Origin of the sequence: Arthrobacter sp. AQ5-05 (genome assembly GCF_003287975.1) — a bacterium.
Classification (GTDB): Bacteria; Actinomycetota; Actinomycetes; order Actinomycetales; family Micrococcaceae; genus Paeniglutamicibacter.
Genome location: NZ_QMKQ01000002.1, coordinates 224,591 through 241,928 on the forward strand (window position 1 = coordinate 224,591; position 17,338 = coordinate 241,928).

The following is a 17,338-nucleotide window of genomic DNA, read 5'->3' on the forward strand; positions in this document are numbered from 1 at the left end:
GTTAGGCAACCCCTCCGGTGGTGGCGGCGGACAGTTCGGGGGCCTGATCCAGCAGACGGCCGCCCCATTTGTCTTCCAGCAGTTTCTCAAGTGCCGCTCCGGCACGGTACAGGCGGGCATCCTCGCGGGCCGGGGCCAGGAACTGGATGCCGACCGGCAGGCCCTCGGACAGGCCGCCGGGCACGGTGATGCCCGGGATCCCGGCCATGTTCGCCGGGATGGTCGCCACGTCGTTGAGGTACATCGCCAGCGGGTCATCGGTCTTCGAGCCCAGCTCGAAGGCGACGGTCGGGCTCGTCGGGGAGATCAGCACGTCTGCCTGCTCAAACGCGGCGTCGAAGTCGCGCTGGATCAGCGTGCGGACCTTCTGTGCCGAGCCATAGTAGGCATCGTAGTAGCCTGCGCTCAACGCGTAGGTGCCCAGGATGATGCGGCGCTTGACCTCGTCGCCGAAGCCCGCGGCACGGGTTGCACCCATGACGCGTTCGATGGTCAGCGGGCCCTGGGTGGGAAGCACGCGGGTGCCGAAGCGCACGCCGTCGAACTTGGCCAGGTTGGAGGAGACCTCCGAGGGCATGATCAGGTAGTAGGCACCCAGTGCGTACTTGAAGTTCGGGCAGGAAACCTCGACGATTTCGGCACCGGCGGCACGCAGCGCCTCCAAGGACTCGTTGAAACGTTCCTGGACACCGGCCTCGTAGCCCTCGCCCTGGAGTTCCTTGATGACGCCGACGCGTACGCCGGTCATGTCGCCCGATGCGCCCTGTTCGGCGGCGGCCACCAGGGCCGGAACCGGTTCGTTGAGCGAGGTGGAGTCGGCCGGGTCGTGCCCGCCGATCAGCTCGTGCAGGTAGGCGGAGTCCAGCACGGTGCGGGTGACCGGACCGATCTGGTCAAGCGAGGAGGCCATGGCGATCGCGCCGTAGCGCGAGACCCCGCCATAGGTCGGCTTCACACCGACGGTGCCGGTGACGGCACCGGGCTGGCGGATCGATCCGCCGGTGTCGGTGCCCAGTGCCAGCGGCGCCTCGAAGGCGGCCACGGCGGCGGCGGAACCGCCTCCGGATCCGCCCGGGATCCGGTCCAGGTCCCACGGGTTGCGGGTCGGGCCGTAGGCCGAGTGCTCGGTGGAGGAACCCATCGCAAACTCGTCCAGGTTGGTCTTGCCAAGCATCGGGAGCTTCGCGGCGCGGATCTTTTCGATCACCGTCGCGTCGTAGGGGCTCATCCAGCCCTCGAGCATCTTCGATGCCGCGGTGGTGGGCTGGCCCTTGGTGACGATGAGGTCCTTGACGGCGATCGGCACGCCGGCGAACGGGTGCAGCGCCTGCGCGTCGGCTCCGCCGGCGGCGCGGATGGCATCGACCTCTGCGGCCACGGCCAGTGCTTCTTCGGTGTTCACGTGCAGGAAGGCGTGGACGCCGCGCTCCCCGCCGTCAACCTCTGCGATGCGGTCCAGGTGTGCCTGCACGGCCTGCACGGAGGTGATCTCGCCTGCGCGCAGCTTGGCCGCGAGCTCGGTGGCGGAAAGTTGGATGATCTGGTTCATGGATTACTCTCCATCCAAAATGGCCGGCACCTTGAAGCGGGTGTCGACGGAGTCCGGTGCGTTCATCAGCGCTTCCTCGGCGGTGAGCGTCGGACCCACGACGTCCTCGCGGAAGACGTTCGACAGGGCAATGGGGTGCGTGGTGGCCGGGACGTCGGCCGAGGCGGCCTCAGAGACCGACGCGATTGATTCGACAATGACACCGAGTTCGCCGGTCATTTTGTCCAGCTCGGCATCGCTCATCTCGATGTGGGCCAGCTGCGCCAAATGCGCAACGTCCTCACGGCTGATGGCAGACATGTATCTCCCTAGGTGGGCGGATGGGGTTTCCCCCCTAGTCTAGTACGCCCGGACCCTGCCAATGGCTTCGCGCGGCCCGCCCGCAGGGCCCTCCCCGGCCCCGCTCATCCCGGGGCCGGGGCGCGTTTTGGCTAGGAGAATTCGATGACCGCGCCACGCACCGGCGCACCGGCTTCGGTCCAGGGTGAACCGACCCACGCCGCGGCGCCCGACGAGCCCGCGCCACCGGCAACCGGGCGGCGGATCACGGTGACCTTTTCGGTTCCGCCAGCCGCACCGGCACCCTGGCCGGCGGCGCGCTCCACGCCCACCAGCGGCTCGAGGGTGTGTGAGTCGTTCTGGTGTTGCGCCTGCACGTCCCCGGCCAGCAGGGCGCGCACCTGTGCCTGCCACACCGGGTCGCCCTCGCCGTCGTAGATCCAGCGTGTGCCCAGCACCCCGTGGTCGCTGGTGCCCAGCAGCCATGCTTCGGCCCCTGGCAGTTCCGCCCCGCGGTAGGCCAGCGGCACGTGGTAGGTGACCGGCTCCTCGGGCGCGGTGTCGGCCACGACGATGAATTCCATGCCCACCGCGCCGGCCGGGTCATCGAGCCGGAATCCGCCGAGCGTCCGAAGAACCGGATCGCCCTCGCCGGCAAACCACTCCTGGCGCGGCAGCCACGCCGCAATGAGTTGGTGCTTGGTGGGATTCATGGTGGTGGCAAAAATCTCGCTCATGTTGCTCTCCTGCACGACGTCGACGGAAGGAACCGGCAGCCCAACGCCGTCCGCCCGTGCGGCGGCATCCCGGCCCTGGCTCCAACCCTATCGAATCAGCCCACGTCGGTGGGCGGAACAACGTCACACACCAGATGCGGCAGGCTCCCGTGCCGCGGAAGATCCGCGGCTCGGGAGCCTGGGCCCCGGCACTGCCGCTTGCGCTTTCGGATGGCGGGAGCAGCCCGGCGGGGAAGCCGGAACGCGCTAAGTGCTAAAGCGCGAAGGTGTAGACGACCAACACGATCTCGGTGTTCGGGACGTACCAGTCGCGCGCCGAAACATGGATGAAGCCGTCGGCCTCGTACAGCGCGCGGGCGGCGACCCAGTGGCCACCGGTGGTCAGCGAGACCGTGTGCACGTCCTCGAGCTCGCGGGCGCGGGCAATGACCGCATTGAGCAGGGCGCGTCCGGCACCGGAGCGCTGCACTGCCGGGTCCACCACCAGCATGCGGAATTCAAGCTCGCCCTCGAGGGCGATGTCCGCGTACTCGCTGCCCGGGCGCACCAGGGTGACCGAGCCGATGACCACGCCGTCGCGCTCGGCGACCAGGATCTCCGAGGAGTCGTGGCGCTTGGCGACCTGCTGCACGAACTGCAGGTACTCGTGGTCCGGGTCTTCGAAGTGCCCGGCGTGCAGGTAGGAGTCCACGGTGATCCGCGCAATGTGCGGGTAGTCGGCTTCGGTGGCCGGACGGATCAACAGGGTGCTGGCGGGTGCGAGGGTTGCGGTAGTCATTACCTTCAAGTGTGCCAGCCCCCGCCGTCGCCGGGCACCCGGCGACAGCCGCTTGTTGCCAACCTCACCCCGGAGACAGCAACGAAAGCGGCTCCATTCCAGGCCAACCGCTTCGCGGCACCGCGCAGCGCCATCGCCCCCGTTGACTCGTCACCGCATTGATCCTGCAGCAACGAACCCGGGCCTCTGGTCTTTTGCCCGTTGGTGCCGTTGGCTGGTTGGCATGGCCAATTCACACACGCCGCGGTGTTCCCCGGCCCGCCCGGGCCCCCGCCTGCATTCCCACCCCTACGCCCGCAGCCTCTCCCGGGCGGTGCTGCGCTGATGTCGTCCGAAACCCCCGCTCCGGTCCGTCGGCCGGAGGGATTCAACGCAACCACGCCGCCACCGGTGGTCAAGGCCCCGCCCCGCCCCGGCGAGGCCCGGCTGCGCACCCTGGCCGCGGCCACGCTGATGCCCGGGTTCACCGGCACGCAGATGCCGGACTGGATCGCCGACGCGCTGGCCGCCGGGGTCGGATCGGTGTGCATCTACGGCACCAACCTCACCTCCCCGGCGCAGCTGGCAACGCTGATGGCCCAGCTGCGTGCTGCCTCCCCCACGGTGCTGCTGGCCCTGGACAAGGAGGGCGGGGACGTCACCCGCCTGCACTACCTCACCGGCTCCAACCAGCCGGGCAACGCGGTCCTCGGGCGCATCGACGACGTCGCCGCCACCGAGGCGTCCGCCGCGGCCATCGCCGCGGAGCTCGTGGCCCTGGGTTTCAACCTGAACCTGGCCCCGGACGCGGACGTGAACTCCACCGCCTCCAACCCGGTCATCGGGGTGCGCAGCTTCGGCGCCGACGCCGCCCTGGTCGCCCGGCACACCGCGGCCTTCACCACCGGGCTGCAGCGGGCCGGGGTCGCCGCGTGCGCCAAGCACTTCCCGGGCCACGGCGACACCGCCACCGACTCACACCTTGCCCTGCCCACCATCGCGGCGGATGGGCACACGCTGCGCACCCGCGAGCTGGTGCCTTTTGCCGCGGCGATCGCCGCGGGCACAGCAAGCATCATGACCAGCCACATCATGATGCCGGTGCTCGACGCGGAAAACCCCGCAACGTTCTCGAGGGCGATCCTGAAGGATTTGCTGCGCGGGGAGCTCGGCTTCACCGGCGCGGTCATCACCGACGCGCTGGACATGGCCGGGGCCTGCGCGCCCACCGGCATCGAGGCCGCAGCGGTGCGGGCACTGGCCGCCGGCGCCGATCTGCCCTGCCTGGGTTCGCAGACCCCCGCCGAGCGCTATGCGGGGATCCTGGGGGCAATCGTCGATGCCGTGTACGCCGGGGACCTGCAGGCCTCCCGGTTGGAGGATGCCGCCAGGAGCGTCGCGGTGCTGGCCGCCGGTTACCGCCCGCGGGCCGATGGTTCCCCGCTTCCGGCCAAAGGCACCGCGGGCGCCGTCCCGGATGCCGCGGCCATCACGGCGGCCTTCGACATCGGCCCCGCCGCGCGCTCCTGGCTGGCGGACCGCTCCGCGCCGCTGCTCATCCAGGTCGACAGCGAGGCGAACCTGGCCGTCGGACGCGTCCCGTGGGGCCCGGCCTCCGTCGGGGCCGCGGGCACGCTGAAACATGCCGACCCGTCGGCGAAGATCGCCCTGGTCGGCCGCGGGCTGGATGCGGACCACCCGATCCGGCAGATCGCCGACGAGCTGCGCGCCGATGGGCGCACGCCCATCGTGGTGGAATGCGGCCGGCCCCGCGGCGGGGCGGACCTGGTGGCCTTCGGCGCCTCGCGCACCGTCTCGCGGGCGCTGGTCGAGCTGTTGGCCCCGGGACCGGCTGGAATGCCCGGCCACGATCGGGATACGCTCTAGGTTCGCCATGCGTGCCCGCACGGCCGCACCGCTGGCCCACTTTCCCGCACCACCTTGAAGGAACACACACATGGAAGTACTGATCGCCGCCACCGCCGAGGAAGCCGCGAAGTTCGCCGCCGAGGCGGTGCTTGACGGGCTGCGTTCGCGCACCGAAGGCAACACCGTCCTGGGCGTGGCCACCGGGTCCACCCCGCTGGGCCTGTACGGCGAACTGGCCAAGGCAGTGGCCAGCGGCGAGGTCGACTTCGGCGACACCCTGGCCTTCGCGCTGGACGAGTACGTCGGCCTGGAGGGCACCCACGAGCAGTCCTACCGACAGACCCTGGTCCGCGAATTGTGCGAGGTCATCGGCATCCGCGAGGAAAACCTGTTCACCCCCAACGGCTTCGGGGACTCCGAGGAGCAGATCCGCGCGCAGTCCGCCGCCTACGACGCGGCCATCGGTGCCGCAGGGGTCGACGTGCAGATCCTGGGCATCGGCGCCAACGGCCACATCGGCTTCAACGAGCCCGGTTCCTCGCTGCGCTCCCGCACCCGGATCAAGCGCCTGTCCTCCAAGACCCGCGAGGACAACGCGCGCTTCTTCGACGGGCTCGACGCGGTCCCCACGCACTCGGTGACCCAGGGCCTGGGCACCATCCTCGAGGCCCGCCGCGTGGTCATGGTCGCCACCGGCAGCCACAAGGCCGCCGCGGTGGCCACCGCGCTGGAGGGCCCGCTGTCCTCGGCCTGCCCCGGCTCGGTGCTGCAGCTGCACCCGGACGCCGTGGTGGTGCTCGACGAGGCCGCCGCCGCGGGCCTGAAGAACCGCGACTACTACGACGACTCGGCCGCCGGCCTGCAATTCGGCATCTAGCACTCCGCCCGGCAGCACGCGCAGGCGCCCGCCGTTCCCCGCTTTTGGGGCCCGTCGACGAAGCCCGCCACCCCCGTGGTCCAGCCACGGAGGCGGCGGGCTTTTGACTGCCCGCTGCCCGGCGGTCTCACGGGCCGCTGCGCCAGGTCCCGGCCGCTGCGCTACGTCGCCGGTTGCTCCTTGGGCAGCGCGTCGAAGTCCAGGTAGCCGGCGGCCTGCCAACCCGGGTCGGTGCGCGGGCGCAGCACCGGCAGGCCGGCCTCGGCCACGATGAGCGCACCGGCCGCCCAATCGAACTCCTGGGTGCCGTACTCCGCATACGCATCGAGCGTGCCGTCGGCGACCAGGCACAGATCCAGCGCGGCCGAGCCGATGCGCCGCACGTTGGCGAAGCCGGGCATCAGTCCCAGCAGCGCGCCGACCTGGAACTGGCGGCGGTCCGCGTCGTACCCGAAGCCGGTGGCCAGCAGGCGGCCGGCTTCTTCCTTGTCGCCGCCGGCCAGCCGCTGCGCCCGGGTCGCGCTGCCGCCGCGGCGGGCATCGGAGCCCACGTGCAGCGTCGAATCGACCAGCCAGGCACCGTCCCCGACGGCGGCGTAGTACTCGGTGCCCAGCGCCGGTGCGTTGACGGCGGCGGCCAGCCAGCCGTGCGTGCCCGCATCCATGGCCGCGGCGTCGGCGGCCAGCGAGTTGCCGCCGGGTGCGGCCGGGCTCCCGGGGTCCGCGGGTGCATCGCTCGCGGCTGCTGCTGCTGCTGCTGCCTTCCCGGCAGGCGTTGCCGCAGCGGTCTCGTCGAGCGGCCCGAAGACCGCCACCGAGGTGCAGTAGTAGACGATGCCGCGCACGAAGTTCGCGGTGCCGTCCAGCGGATCGATCGACCAGCGGTAGCCCGAGGGGTCCGCCGGCACCGTGCGCCCGTATTCCTCGCCGGTGATCGCGTCGTTGGGGCGGGCCGCGGCAATCACGTCGCGCACCGCCATCTCCGCCCGGCGGTCGAAGTCGGTGACCCAGTCGCCCGCGGCGCTCTTGGTGTCCGCGGCGACCCGGCCGCGGCCGCGTTCGGCCAGCACCGCGGCCCCGGCGGCGGCCGCCTCGCGGGCCACGGCCAACAGCTGGCGGCGCAGCAAGGGGTCCTGGCCGTCGGATGGCTCGGCGGCACCCTGTGCCGATTGCTTGTGCTTGGGGTTGGTGCTCATGTGCTGCTCCTTGGTGACGTCGGGTCCGGGCCAGGTGGACGGGGAGGCCGGGGTTGCGGGCCGGGCCGTCGTGGACCCGGTCCGCCGGGCTTGAAAGGCTTGAAAGGGATGTGGCGTTGCGTGGCTGCCGCGGGTGCCGAATCCGTGGACGCCGGGGCCGTGAAGTCCGGGGCCCCGGGGCCCCGGGGCCCGCGGCGCTAGGCCTCGGGGTTGGGCCGCCCCTCGACCGCATCGGGTCCGCCATTGAGCAGCAGCACGAAGCCCTCCTCGTCGAGCACCTGCACGCCCAGGGCGACCGCCTTGTCCAGCTTCGAGCCTGCAGCCTCGCCGGCCACCAGGTAGGCGGTGTTCTTGGAGACCGATCCCGCGGCCTTGCCGCCGCGGATGATGATCGCTTCCTTGGCCGCATCGCGGCTGTAGGTCGGCAACGTGCCGGTGACCACGATGCTCATCCCCTCCAGGTGCTTCACGATGGATTCGTCCTGCTCGTCCTTCATCAAAACCCCGGCCGCGGCCCAGGCCGCGATGATGTCCCGGTGCCAGTCGACGGCGAACCACTCGATCAGCGCGTCGGCGATGATCGTGCCGACCCCGTCGACCTCGGCCAGCGCCTCGCGGGCGCCCTCGGCCTCCAGCGCCTTGATGATCGCATCCATCGACCCGTACCGGGTGGCCAGCGAGCGCGAGGCGGTGGGCCCCACGTGCCGGATGGACAGGCCGACCAGCACCCGCCACAGCGGCTTGGTCTTGGCCTTTTCCAGCTCCTCGAAGAGCTTTTCCGTGGTCCTGGTCGGGCTCGAGGGCTTCTTGGCGGTGGCCTTGGAGTAGAAGTACGGGACCAGCGCGAATTCGCCGGTGCCCACACCCTTCTTGCGGATCTCGCGCCACACGTTGACCTCGGCGAGCGTCTCGCGCAGCGTGGAATCCGGGTTGCCGGTGGCCAAGTCGAAGATCGCTGCCTCGTTGCGCAGCGGGCCGGGGCCGGCCGGGTTGATGAGGCCGCCGTTTGCTGCAGGGTCTTCGCCGGGGCCGATGGTCAGCGCCTGCGCGGCCTCGTAGCCCAACGCCTCGATGTCGAAGGCGCCGCGTCCGCCCAGGTGGGCGACGCGTTCGGTCAGCTGCACCGGGCAGGACTCGGCGTTGGGGCAGCGGATGTCCACATCGCCCTCCTTGGCCGGGGCCAGCGGCGTCCCGCAGGAGGGACAGGTGGTGGGCATGGTGAACTCGCGTTCGGTTCCGTCGCGCAGCGGCAGGACGGGTCCGACGATTTCCGGGATCACGTCCCCGGCCTTGCGCAGGATCACGGTGTCGCCGATGAGCACGCCCTTGGCCTTGACCACGTCCTGGTTGTGCAGCGTCGCGCGCTCCACCGTGGACCCGGCGACCAGCACCGGTTCCATGATGCCGAAGGGGGTGACCCTCCCGGTGCGGCCCACCTGCACCTGGATGTCCAAAAGCCTGGTGTTGACCTCTTCGGGCGGGTACTTGTAGGCCACCGCCCAGCGCGGGACGCGGGAGGTGAAGCCGAGGTTGCGCTGGATCTCGAACGCGTCGGTCTTCACCACGATGCCGTCGATCTCGTGGAGCAAATCGTGGCGGTGCTCGCCGTTCTCCGCGATGAATGCGAGCACCTCGTCGAGGGTGTCGACGACGCGCGAGTACGGGGAGACCGGCAGGCCCCAGGAGGCCATGAGCGCGTAGGTCTCCGACTGCGTGGCTGCGGTGAGGCCCGCGCGCACGCCGAAGCCGTGGACGAACATCTGCAGCGGGCGCTTGGCGGTTTCCGCCGGGTCCTTCTGCCGGATGGAGCCGGCCGCGGCGTTGCGCGGGTTGGCCAGCGGGGCCTTGCCGGCCTCGATGAGCGCCTCGTTGTAGGCGGCGAAGTCGGCCGAGGGGATGAAGATCTCCCCGCGCACCTCGACCTCCTCGGGCCAGTTCTCCCCGGCCAGCTGCGTGGGGATCGACTTGATGGTCAGCACGTTGTGGGTGACGTCCTCCCCGGTGGTGCCGTCCCCGCGGGTGGCGGCACGCACCAGCTTGCCGTGGCGGTAGAGCAGGTTCACCGCCAACCCGTCGATCTTGACCTCGCACAGCCACTTGAGCTCGTGCCCGGCGGCGCGCAGCGCGGCATTGGCCTCGGTCTTCTCGCCCCAGGCGGTGACCTCCTCGAGGGAGAACACGTCCTCCAGGGAGTACATGCGCGAGAGGTGGACCACCTCGGCGAAGGCCGCGGAGACCTCGCCGCCGACCTCCTGGGTGGGCGAATCGTTGGCGACGATTCCGGGGTGCTGCGCCTCGAGCAGCTCGAGGCGGGAGTACAGCTTGTCGAACTCGGCGTCGGAGATCAGCGGGGCGTCGTCGTTGTAGTAGGCGGCGCGGTGCTTGCGCACCTCGTCGATGAGCTGTACGTATTCGGTGCGCAGGGCCTCGTCGGGGACCACCGCCTCGGCATCGAGGGCTTCGGCCAGCGCGTGGGCATCCTCGGTCGGGCGGGCGGCAACGGGCTGGTGCGTCTCGGGCTGGTGCGTCTCGGGCTGGTGCGTCTCGGGCTGCGGGGTCGGTTCTTCGTGGCTCACCCCTCCATTTTGCCCCAGAACGCCCCCGGGTTGGTGTCCGGGGCCGGTGCCCGTGTGGCGCGTCGTGCCCGGCGTGCGGCCGATCAGGCCGCGGGGCCCTCGATATCGACGATGACCACCGAGATGTTGTCCCGTCCGCCGCTGGCCAGGGCGGCGTCGATGAGCCGGCCCACCGCCTCGGTGCGGTCCGGGGTGTTGGCCAGGATCTGTTCCATGGCCGCGTGCTCGACCTCGCCGGTGAGCCCGTCGGTGCACAGCAGGTAGCGGTCCCCGGGGCGCGGGTGGTGGAACTGGGTGTCGGGGACCGAGTTGCCGCCGGCGCCCAGGGCCCGGGTGATCAGGTTGCGCTGCGGGTGGATGCGGGCCTCGGCCTCGGTGATGATGCCGCCGTCGATGAGTTCCTGGACCGCGGAGTGGTCGCGGGTCAGCTGCTTCAGCACTCCGGCGCGCAGCCGGTAGCCGCGCGAGTCCCCCACGTTCAGCAGCATCAGCCGGACCTCGTCGGCCTCCGCCGGGGTGCCGGCCCCCGGGAGCGGGATCTCGGTGACCTTGGCGGAGGTGGCGGCAACCGCCGGCGGCACGGAGCCTGCGGCGATTGCCGCGTCGGCCTGCGCGCGCGGGAGCACATCGGTGGTGGGCTCGGGGTCGTTCCGCGGCGCGGGGGCAGGGGGTGCGCCGGCCGGGTCGGGCCCGTCGCCCGCTTCGTTGGATTCGCGGGTGCTGGACAGGTAGCGCGGGGTGCCCAGCGCCGGAAGCGGCAGGTGCAACGCCTCGGTGGTGGCCGGGCCCTGCCCGGCGGGCCCGGTGACGGCCGGAAGCGCCGCGGTTTCGGGCGTGGCCGGGGTGCCCGCGTGATCCGAGGGCCAAGTGCCGCCGTCGTCTTCCACGCGCACCAGCGCCAGCGCACACAGCGTGGTTCCGCCGCGGGCCCCGATGGCCTGGCGGATGCGGACATCGGCCGCGGTGACCTGCGCCAGCACGTCGCGGGCGTGCGGCAGCAACGGCTGCTGGTCGCCGGCCACGCAGTCGCCGGCGGCGATCTCGTTCAGGGTCCCGATGCCCAGGCGCGAGGCCAGGTCCCCGGCCTCGTGCCCGCCCATGCCGTCGGCCACGGCAAAGATCGTTGCGGTCTCAAGCACTGCGTCCTCGTTGACCGCGCGGCGCAGCCCGATGTCGGTTGCCGCAGCGGCATGGACCTGCCCGAATCCGAAGCGCATCTAGTCCAGCACCAGCCCCGAGCCGGTGCCCGGCGCCAGGAGCACCGGGTTGATGTCGCCGAAGCCGCGCACCGAGGTGGTTTCCTGCGGTTCAAGCACAAAACGTGCATCCCCGGCCAATGTGGAGGCTGTCAGTTCGTCGGTGAGCACGGTGCCGGGCTCGGCCAGCGAGGTCAGCCTCGCGGCCAGGTTCACCGTCGGCCCGTAGATGTCGCCCAGGCGGGAAAGCACCCGGCCCCAGACAAGCGCGACACGGGTGTTGGGCAACAGCTCGTCGGCCGCGAACTCCCTGGACATGGCCAGGGCAATCTGCGCGCCGGCCTGCGGGGTCTCGGCCACGAAGAGGACCTCGTCGCCAACGGTCTTGACCAGCCGGCCGCCGCCGACGGAGATGATTTCCGCGCACTTGGATTCGAAGCGCTGCACCAGCTGGGCGAGGGTGCGTTCGTTCATCCTGCGCGAGAGCGAGGTGTAGGAGACCAGGTCCGCGAAGCCGACGGCGCGGGCCAGCGGCAGCGGGGCGTCGTCCTCGGAGCCGTCGCGGCCCTCGGCGGAGGCGGCCAGGCCGGTCTCTGCGCGCACGGCCAGGCGGTGGACCGCGGCGTTCAGCTGCCGGCGCCAGGAGTAGACCAGCAGTTCCTCGAGCGGCGAGATGAGCTCGGGCAGCAGGTTCACCAGGTTGCGCCGGGCCTCGGGGTCGCTCAGCTTCTGGTTCTGCACCATGTCCTCGACCAGCGCCTCGACCTGCCAGACCACCATGCGGTCGGTCATCTGGCCGATGGAACGGGTCAGCGAGATCGCGGTTTCCTCGGTGAGGATGCCGTCGCGGACCATGTTGAGCATCAGCTTGAGCGCGTCCTGGTCGACGGTGGTGAAGAAGACCTCTTCGTCGCCCAGGTTCGGGAAGCCCATGGCGCGCCAGATCTTGCGGGCCGAGAGCAGCGAGACCCCGGCCCCTGCGGCCATTTCGCGCCGGCGCATGGTGCGATCGGCTCCCAGCAGGCGCCGCTCCAGTTCGCGGACCGCGTCGCGTGCCGGTGCCGGGGTGGACCCGTCCACCTGGTCCGGGCGCTTCATTGCCTCGACCAGGTCGGCCAGCGGGTCATCGAGCGCCGGCTCGATCTCCGCCGCCGGGTCCCCGGTGCCGCGGTGCTTGGTGCCGTTGTCCTCGGGTGCCGGGTTCTCGGGCGCCTCGGAGGGATGGCGCTGGGCACGCGCAGCGTCGCGGGCAGCGGTGGGCGCGGCGGGTTGGGTGCCCGTCGCCGGCGACCGCTCACTCATGCTGCGTCCATTCTCTTCGTTCGTGGTGGTGTTGCTGGTCATGCTGGTGGGGCGCTTCGTTCGTCGGCTTCGCCGGCGGCCCGCTGCCGTCGGCTTCTTCCATGTTTACACCATCAACCCGTGGGAAGTGCGGCAGTGCACCGATCGCCCCGATGCAGTATCCGCGCATGCGGGCCACCGCCGGGACGTGCGGGATGTTGAAACGTTGTTCGGCCAGCACCAGGGTCAGCGTCCCGGGGGCAAGCTGCGGCGCATTGGGTCTCACCACGGCAACGATATCGTGGATTGCGTACAACCCGATGGAATGTTGCCCCGCGGCCCGGCGTCCGCGCTTGGTGACGATGCGCTCGGTGGTCAGGTAGATGAAGCTGTTGGCCCAACGGATCCACGGCCGCAGGCACCAGATGACCAGCAGCACGGCGAACACCACGGCCAGCAGGGCCAGCAACAGCGCGCGCGCCTCGATGACCCAGCCGGCCAGGTCCTCGCGCAGCAACAGTCCCAGCAGGTAGCAGGTGCCGGCGACCAGAAGCAGGAAGCGCAGCAGCGGCCCGCGCAGCACCCGGCGGTGCGCACGGGTCTTGACGAGGACTCGCTCGCGCTTCTCCAGTATCAATTTCACGTCCCGGCTCCTTCAACCCACACACCGGTTGTGCGTGCCGGTCTTGCTCCTTCCATGGTAGGGCCAGGGCACCCACGATTCGGGTCCGGGCGCCGCACCTCGTTGCGCGATGTGTCCTTCACTGGCCGCGTGGCTTCGGTGCCCGGGCGTTTGCGCCGTCAATTCGAGGCACCATCCGGCCGGAGGTTTCGCGAATGCCCGCCGGGCGGCCCCGGCGCCGGGTGCTAGGCGTAGGAGCCGTCGGAGCGGCGCAGGTGCTTCACGTCCCCGGCCATCACGCTGTGCACCGTACCGTCGTCCTCGCGCACCCTCAACGATCCGTCGGCGTCCAGGTCGATGGCGGTGCCGCGCAGCACCGTGCCGTTGGGCAGGTGCGCATCGACCCGGTGCCCGATCGTGACCATGACCGAGCGAACCACCTCGCGCAGCGTGGCTTCCGGCGCCTCGGCGACGGGGATCCCGGCGTCCGGGGTTTCGGGTGCAATCGCGTAGCGGGCCTTGCCCGACGCGTTCCCGCCGGCGGCCTCGAAGGTCCTGAAAAGACGTGCCACACGGCGCAGGTAGCCGCCCAGCAGCTCGCTGCGATCAAGCGTGGCCGCGCCCAGCATCCCCAGGCTGGCGGCGGTGGCCACCGGCAGCTCGGCGGCGGTGAGGCTCACGTTCAGGCCGGCACCCACCACGACCACCGGGCCGTCGGGCCGCATGACCAGTTGGGCGAGCACGCCGCAGACCTTCTTTCCCTCGGCCACCACGTCGTTGGGCCACTTCAGCCCGGCGGCCAGGGAGGCGTCCTCACGCAGCGTCTGCACCATGGCCGCGGCGCAGAGCATCGACAGCCAGGGAAGGCCCGAGGAGTCGAAGCCGGGGCGCGGGCGGAAGTAGATGGACGTCGCCAGGGCACTGCGCGCCGGGGTCTGCCAGCCGCGCCCGAGCCGCCCGTGCCCGGCCATTTGGTGCTCGGTGGTTTCCACCGACAGGTTGGCCAGGTCCGCGCCGTTGGCGCGTGCGGCCAGGTCGTCGTTGGTGGACCCGGTGTGCTCGGAGATCCACAGCTCCCCCATGCCGGCCGCGGCCATGCCCCGGCGCAGGGCGGCGGCATCCAGCGGCGCGCGCCCGGCCTCGGAGATCTCGAAGGCGGTGAAAGTTTCGTGCTCCGGACCGGGGCCCTGTTGGTTGCTCATGAACCCCAGACTATCCAGTCCCGGGCTGCGTCCGCCATGGTGCCGGCGGCCCGTCGCCGCCGGCGGGAACCGGCTGCGGGAGCCGGCGCGTTCCTACAGGAAGATGTCGCCGACCAGGTCGGATTCGGCCGCCCCCATGGAATATCCGGAGAAGTCGGTGGTGCCGGCGGCGGCCAGCACGGCCTCGTCGGTGAAGAAGTTCCCGCTGCAGGTGCGCGCGTCGGACGTGAGGATGGCGTGCGCCGCGTCGGCCACGATGGTTGCCGAGCGCGCGGCCCTGACCAGCTGCTCCCCGCCGGGCATGTTGCGGATCGCGGCGGTGTCGATCAGCGTCGCCGGCCACAGCGAGTTCACCCCGATTCCGGTGCCGCGCAGCTCCTGCGCCAGTCCCAGGGTGGTCATGCTCATGCCGTACTTGGCCATGGTGTAGGCCAGGTGCCTGCCCGCCCACTTGGGGTCCAGGTTCAGCGGCGGGGACAGGGTCAGGATGTGCCCGTTGGCACTGGCGCGCAGGTGCGGCAGCGCGGTCTTGGACAGCAGGAAGGTGCCGCGGACGTTGATGTCCATCATCAGGTCGTAGCGCTTCATGGACACGTCGTCGGTCTTGGACAGGTCGATCGCCGAGGCGTTGTTGACCACCACATCGATGCCGCCGAAGCGCCCGATGGTCTGCGCGACGGCGGAGATGACGTCCTCGTCGTTGCGCACGTCCCCCACGATGGCCAGCGCCGCCCCGCCGGCGGCGGTGACCTGGTCGGCGGCGGTGAACACGGTCCCGGCGAGGTTCGCCTGCGCGGTGGCGGTCTTGGCCATGATGGCCACATTCGCCCCGTCGGCGGCCGCGCGCAGCGCGATGGCCAGCCCGATGCCGCGCGACCCCCCGCTCATCAGGATGGTCTTGCCCTTCAGGGGCTTGGCGTTGGCGGCGATCTTCCCGCGGTTCAATTCACTCATGTGAGCCACATTACGGGAACCCGCGGCACTAAAGCTACTCGTGAGTAACTTGTTTTATGGACGACTTGGCCCCCAACACGACACGATTTTGTAGCTTTCCTACACACGGAAGCGCCCAGAGCCTCATTAGACTGGCCAAGGTGGCATGGTTGTTGTGCCTTTCCTACTACGTAACTACTTCAAGGGAGCCATGGGATGACCCAGAGCCGCATCGCTGACGCCACGGAATCGATCGACCTGTCGACAACTGCCGGCAAGATCGCCGATTTCCGTCGCCGCGAGGCCCTCGCCCAGGCACCCTCGGGCCAGGAAGCGATCGAGAAGCAGCACGCCCGCGGCAAGCACACCGCCCGCGAGCGCATCGAGATGCTGATGGACGAGGGCTCGTTCGTCGAGTTCGACGCCCTGGCCGTGCACCGCACCTCCGCCTTCGGGATGGACAAGAAGCGCCCGCTGGGCGATGGCCTGGTCTCCGGCTACGGCACCGTCGACGGACGCCAGGTGGCGGTCTACTCGCAGGACTTCACCGTCTACGGCGGCTCGCTGTCACAGGTCAACGGCGAGAAGATCGTCAAGGTGCAGGAATTCGCGCTGCGCAACGGCTGCCCGGTGGTCGGCATCCTCGACGGCGGCGGCGCCCGCATCCAGGAGGGCGTGGCCTCGCTGGCGATGTTCGCCGACATCTTCCGCAACAACGTCCACGCCTCGGGCGTGGTCCCGCAGATCTCGCTGATCATGGGCCCGAGCGCCGGCGGTGCCGCCTACTCCCCCGCGCTGACCGACTACGTGATCATGGTCGACAAGACCAGCCACATGTTCATCACCGGCCCCGACGTCATCAAGACCGTCACCGGCGAGGAAGTGGACATGGAGACCCTGGGCGGTGCACGCCAGCACAATGCCAACACCGGCACCGCCACCTATCTGGCCACCGACGAATCCGACGCCATCGAGTTCTGCAAGGAACTGCTCGAGTTCCTGCCCTCGAACAACATCTCCGACGCCCCGGCCACCGACTTCGACGAGGAACTCGAGCTCACCGCCGAGGACCTGGAGCTGGACGCGCTGATCCCGGATTCGGCCAACCAGCCCTACGACATGCGCAAGGTCATCGAGCACATCGTGGACGACGGGATCTTCCTGGAGATGCAGTCGCTCTACGCGCCGAACGTGATGATCGGCTACGCCCGCGTCGAGGGCGCCACCATCGGCATCGTCGCCAACCAGCCGATGCAGTTCGCCGGCACGCTCGACATCGCCGCGTCCGAGAAGGCGGCCCGCTTCGTGCGAAATTGCGATGCCTTCAACATCCCGCTGCTCACCCTGGTGGACGTCCCGGGCTTCCTGCCCGGCAAGGACCAGGAGTTCCAGGGCATCATCCGCCGCGGCGCCAAGCTGCTCTATGCCTACGCCGAGGCCACCGTGCCGAAGCTGACGGTGATCACCCGCAAGGCCTACGGCGGTGCGTACATCGTGATGGGCTCCAAGAAGCTCGGCGCGGACATCAACCTGGCCTGGCCCACGGCGCAGATCGGCGTCATGGGCGCCCAGGGGGCCGTGAACATCCTCTACCGCCGCGACCTGGCGGCCGTTGCCGCCGAAGGCGGGGACGTGGAGGCGCGCCGCACCGCGATCATCGAGGGTTACGAGGCCGAGCTGCTCAACCCGTACCAGGCCGCCGAGCTGGGCTACGTCGATGCGGTCATCGCCCCCTCGGAGACCCGCCTGCAGATCGTGCGCGGATTGCGCGCCACCCGCGACAAGCACACCTCGCTGCCCGCCAAGAAGCACGGGAACATGCCGCTGTGACCGGCGACCGGAACATGCATCCCGCCGCCCAGGCCCCCGCAGCGGCGCTGTCCATCACGCACGGGAACCCCACCGACGAGGAAGTCGCGGCCCTGGCCGCCGTCGTCTCGGCGTTGGCGTCCCAGGATTCATCCGCGTCGATGCCCTCGGGCACGGCGCTGCGCCGCGGGCGCATCCGCCGGCGCCGCGAACTGGCCGGGGCCCCGCTGCCCTGGAAGGTCGGGCGGCACTAGCCAGACACCCGGCGTCCCCACTCGAACAGGGGATCCGCCAACGGCATGGCGGGGGGCGGTGTGCGGCACGGAGGTCTTTCCTTCGCGCCGTGCACCGCCCCCTTTTTGCGTTGAATCCGGTGCACTGAGGCCGGACCCGAGGCGCCGCCCGGCGGCCCCCGGCACGACCGCGGCGCAAAATTGGTCGTGAAATATCTTCAA

15 protein-coding genes are annotated in these 17,338 nt (G+C 70.4%); 4 read left to right on the forward strand and 11 right to left on the reverse strand.

Annotated elements, in window-relative coordinates; all coding sequences use genetic code 11:
* Nucleotide 1: 1 nt before the first annotated feature.
* From gatA to DQ353_RS03655, 4 genes are all read right to left on the reverse strand, one after another.
* Nucleotides 2–1,549 (reverse strand): Asp-tRNA(Asn)/Glu-tRNA(Gln) amidotransferase subunit GatA, encoded by a 1,548-nt coding sequence (gene gatA, locus DQ353_RS03640; protein WP_113761421.1) that lies wholly within the window; start codon nucleotides 1,547–1,549, stop codon nucleotides 2–4.
* Between the two features lie 3 nt (nucleotides 1,550–1,552).
* Nucleotides 1,553–1,849, reverse strand: coding sequence for an Asp-tRNA(Asn)/Glu-tRNA(Gln) amidotransferase subunit GatC (gene gatC / locus DQ353_RS03645; protein WP_071215532.1), 297 nt, complete (start codon nucleotides 1,847–1,849; stop codon nucleotides 1,553–1,555).
* A gap of 131 nt (nucleotides 1,850–1,980) precedes the next feature.
* Nucleotides 1,981–2,565 (reverse strand): maltokinase N-terminal cap-like domain-containing protein, encoded by a 585-nt coding sequence (locus tag DQ353_RS03650; protein WP_113761422.1) that lies wholly within the window; start codon nucleotides 2,563–2,565, stop codon nucleotides 1,981–1,983.
* Nucleotides 2,566–2,818: 253 nt separating this feature from the next.
* Nucleotides 2,819–3,343 carry a GNAT family N-acetyltransferase gene (locus DQ353_RS03655; protein WP_113761423.1) on the reverse strand — a complete coding sequence of 175 codons (525 nt, stop codon included), beginning with the start codon at nucleotides 3,341–3,343 and terminating at the stop codon, nucleotides 2,819–2,821.
* A gap of 324 nt (nucleotides 3,344–3,667) precedes the next feature.
* On the opposite strand from DQ353_RS03655, the gene DQ353_RS03660 reads away from it, so the two are divergent.
* Together DQ353_RS03660 and DQ353_RS03665 are read left to right on the forward strand one after the other, a co-directional pair.
* The gene (locus DQ353_RS03660; protein WP_113761424.1) at nucleotides 3,668–5,209 is read left to right on the forward strand and encodes a glycoside hydrolase family 3 N-terminal domain-containing protein; all 1,542 of its coding nucleotides are present in this window, start codon (nucleotides 3,668–3,670) and stop codon (nucleotides 5,207–5,209) included.
* A 70-nt stretch (nucleotides 5,210–5,279) separates the two neighbouring features.
* Nucleotides 5,280–6,068 carry a glucosamine-6-phosphate deaminase gene (locus DQ353_RS03665; protein ID WP_113761425.1) on the forward strand — a complete coding sequence of 263 codons (789 nt, stop codon included), beginning with the start codon at nucleotides 5,280–5,282 and terminating at the stop codon, nucleotides 6,066–6,068.
* A gap of 161 nt (nucleotides 6,069–6,229) precedes the next feature.
* Here DQ353_RS03665 and DQ353_RS03670 read toward each other — a convergent pair whose 3' ends face one another.
* The 7 genes from DQ353_RS03670 to DQ353_RS03700 all read right to left on the reverse strand — a co-directional run bounded on the left by DQ353_RS03670 (nucleotide 6,230) and on the right by DQ353_RS03700 (nucleotide 15,095).
* On the reverse strand, nucleotides 6,230–7,264 hold the full coding sequence (locus tag DQ353_RS03670; protein WP_113761426.1) for an inositol monophosphatase family protein: 1,035 nt from the start codon (nucleotides 7,262–7,264) through the stop codon (nucleotides 6,230–6,232).
* 197 nt (nucleotides 7,265–7,461) lie between these two features.
* Nucleotides 7,462–9,732, reverse strand: a complete 2,271-nt coding sequence (gene ligA, locus DQ353_RS03675; protein WP_113761578.1) for an NAD-dependent DNA ligase LigA — start codon at nucleotides 9,730–9,732, stop codon at nucleotides 7,462–7,464.
* Between the two features lie 191 nt (nucleotides 9,733–9,923).
* Nucleotides 9,924–11,057, reverse strand: a complete 1,134-nt coding sequence (locus DQ353_RS03680; RefSeq protein ID WP_113761427.1) for a PP2C family protein-serine/threonine phosphatase — start codon at nucleotides 11,055–11,057, stop codon at nucleotides 9,924–9,926.
* The gene (locus DQ353_RS03685; RefSeq protein ID WP_113761428.1) at nucleotides 11,058–12,338 is read right to left on the reverse strand and encodes an adenylate/guanylate cyclase domain-containing protein; all 1,281 of its coding nucleotides are present in this window, start codon (nucleotides 12,336–12,338) and stop codon (nucleotides 11,058–11,060) included.
* Entirely contained in the window at nucleotides 12,331–12,960 is a 630-nt protein-coding gene (locus DQ353_RS03690; protein ID WP_113761429.1) for a hypothetical protein, read from the reverse strand. The genes DQ353_RS03685 and DQ353_RS03690 overlap by 8 nt, the downstream gene beginning before the upstream one ends.
* A gap of 224 nt (nucleotides 12,961–13,184) precedes the next feature.
* Entirely contained in the window at nucleotides 13,185–14,141 is a 957-nt protein-coding gene (locus DQ353_RS03695; protein WP_113761430.1) for a biotin--[acetyl-CoA-carboxylase] ligase, read from the reverse strand.
* Between the two features lie 93 nt (nucleotides 14,142–14,234).
* On the reverse strand, nucleotides 14,235–15,095 hold the full coding sequence (locus DQ353_RS03700; protein ID WP_113761431.1) for an SDR family oxidoreductase: 861 nt from the start codon (nucleotides 15,093–15,095) through the stop codon (nucleotides 14,235–14,237).
* Between the two features lie 195 nt (nucleotides 15,096–15,290).
* Between DQ353_RS03700 and DQ353_RS03705 the strand changes: the two genes are divergently transcribed.
* Nucleotides 15,291–16,904 carry an acyl-CoA carboxylase subunit beta gene (locus DQ353_RS03705; protein WP_113761432.1) on the forward strand — a complete coding sequence of 538 codons (1,614 nt, stop codon included), beginning with the start codon at nucleotides 15,291–15,293 and terminating at the stop codon, nucleotides 16,902–16,904.
* Nucleotides 16,901–17,137, forward strand: a complete 237-nt coding sequence (locus tag DQ353_RS03710; protein ID WP_113761433.1) for an acyl-CoA carboxylase epsilon subunit — start codon at nucleotides 16,901–16,903, stop codon at nucleotides 17,135–17,137. The genes DQ353_RS03705 and DQ353_RS03710 overlap by 4 nt, the downstream gene beginning before the upstream one ends.
* Nucleotides 17,138–17,338: the final 201 nt, after the last annotated feature.